The sequence below is a fragment of the Ochrobactrum sp. SFR4 genome (assembly GCF_019730395.1).
Lineage (GTDB): Bacteria > Pseudomonadota > Alphaproteobacteria > Rhizobiales > Rhizobiaceae > Pseudochrobactrum.
Genome location: NZ_JAAPBB010000741.1, coordinates 1 through 275, shown reverse-complemented (window position 1 = coordinate 275; position 275 = coordinate 1). Strand labels below are relative to the sequence as shown.

1 protein-coding gene is annotated in these 275 nt (G+C 46.5%); it reads right to left on the bottom strand.

Features of this window, described 5'->3' with window-relative positions; translation table 11 throughout:
* On the bottom strand, positions 1-275 hold a 275-nt coding region (locus tag HBA93_RS21040; protein ID WP_221724565.1), incomplete at both ends, for a hypothetical protein.

Genomic DNA, 275 nt, shown 5'->3' with positions numbered 1-275 from the left:
CAGAATGATCATCAAGAGTGGCGTGGCAACCACTGTTTGCCCTGTAAACTCACCTGTCAGAATACCGTTGGATGCAAAATAAGCAAAAGCCGCAACGAGTAAGCCATTGAAAATAGCACCTGCTATGACCCATGGCAGGCGTATCAATCCCGCAATACCAAGAATAGTTACTGCTGCAGCACCAATGCCGTAGCCGGTAATATTGCTCAAGCCTTGATCAGCTATAAAACTGCTGACATCCAGAAAACCAAAAATGGTACCAAGCACCAGACTGG